The 1386-nt window shown below is 67.8% G+C and carries 2 protein-coding genes; both read right to left on the reverse strand.

The window, feature by feature from the left end; genetic code table 11:
- The coding region (locus ACTWQA_RS58990) for a nucleoside deaminase (RefSeq protein WP_443167496.1) at window positions 1–434 on the reverse strand (434 nt) is incomplete at its 3' end.
- A 17-nt stretch (window positions 435–451) separates the two neighbouring features.
- Window positions 452–1342 (reverse strand): PhzF family phenazine biosynthesis protein, encoded by an 891-nt coding sequence (locus tag ACTWQA_RS58995; protein ID WP_443167497.1) that lies wholly within the window; start codon window positions 1340–1342, stop codon window positions 452–454.
- Between the last annotated feature and the right edge of the window lie 44 nt (window positions 1343–1386).

Raw genomic sequence — 1386 nt, forward strand, 5'->3', positions numbered from 1 at the left:
GGCCCTATGACAGGGATGTCGGGTGCGATCTCGGTGATCGGCAGGCTCCGCACGGGTGAGGCGGGGCGCCCGAGCGCTGTGCGCCACTCGACGAGTTGTGCGGCGGAGTGGATGTAGATGATCCGGCCCAGCCCGACCCAGGCATGAGCCGCCGAGCACATCGGGCAGTGCTCGCCCGACGTGTATACCGTGGCAGTTGATCGCTGCCGTGGCGTGAGGTTCGCTGCCGCCCACCGGGATAGGGCGATCTCGGGGTGGGCGGTCGGGTCATTGGCGGTGGCCTCGCGGTTGCGGTCCTCGGCCAGGACGGCTCCGTCGGCGTCGGTGAGAACGGATCCAAACGGGTCGTCGCCCGCCTCGAGGGCTTGGGTGGCGAGCTCGATGCAGCGGCGTAGATGCGTCAGGTCAGTGGAGGTGAGATTGTCGACGGTCATCGTGGTCCTTCCCGGTTTCATGCGAGCCTGAGTTCTCCGCGACCTGTGACGATCCCGGATCCGGAGATCCGTACCCGGTCGCCGTTGACCTCGACCTGGATCCGGCTGGGCCGCCCGAGCTCATGGCCTTGCTCGATGACGACCAGACCCCCATGGAGCCGTTGTGTACGAGTGAGCTGGGCGGCGAGCGGGCCCGCGGCCGTGCCGGTGGCCGGATCCTCGACGATGCCCACGGTGGGATTGAAGAACCGGCTGTAGGCGTCCGCCTTGGGCTCTCCGGGTGCGCTGGTGTAGACGTAGCAGCCTTCGGCGCCCGCTTCGGCCAGGATCGCAGCCAAGGCCCGAGGCTCGACGGCGGTGCCGTCGACCGCCGGGCGATCGACCAGCGGGACGAGCAAGTGGGCAACTCCTGTGGAGACGACCTGCGCCGGCTGATCAGGTGAAAGGTTCTCGGGCCTGAGTCCGAGTGCGGCAGCGAGGCGACGTGCGTCCTCGACCACGGGCCCGAACACGGGTGTGGACTGCTCCATCACAATCCGGGCACCTCGCCCGGGCTGGCGGACGACCTCGACCGGCAGCACGTCCGCGCCGATCTCCTGCATCAGTGTCCGTGACGGTTCGTCTCCGGTCAGTCCCTGGTCGGCGAGCCACAGCCAGGCTCCGAGCGCGTTGTGGCCGGCACCGTCGACTTCGGCGCCGATCGGAGTGAACGACCGCAGCCGCCGCGCGGCACCGGGTTGGGTGGGCTGGAGCAGGAAGGTGGTCTCGGATTGGTTGAACTCGCGGGCGATGGCGCGCATCTGGTCCACAGTCAATCCGTCCGCGTCCGGCACCAGCGCCAGCGGGTTACCGGTCAGCGGGCGCTCAGCGAAGACATCAATGAAGAAGAACGGTGTCCATGTCGTCATGAGATCAACGCTAGGGATCTCGAATGGGGGTGTCACACACCAAA

Origin of the sequence: Nonomuraea sp. 10N515B (assembly GCF_052245915.1) — a bacterium.
Taxonomy (GTDB): Bacteria; Actinomycetota; Actinomycetes; order Streptosporangiales; family Streptosporangiaceae; genus Nonomuraea.

Bases quoted from the DNA above. Each gene is read 5' to 3' on its own strand.
- ACTWQA_RS58995 (WP_443167497.1), bottom strand. From the start codon at position 1,342: ATGACGACATGGACACCGTTCTTCTTCATTGATGTCTTCGCTGAGCGC.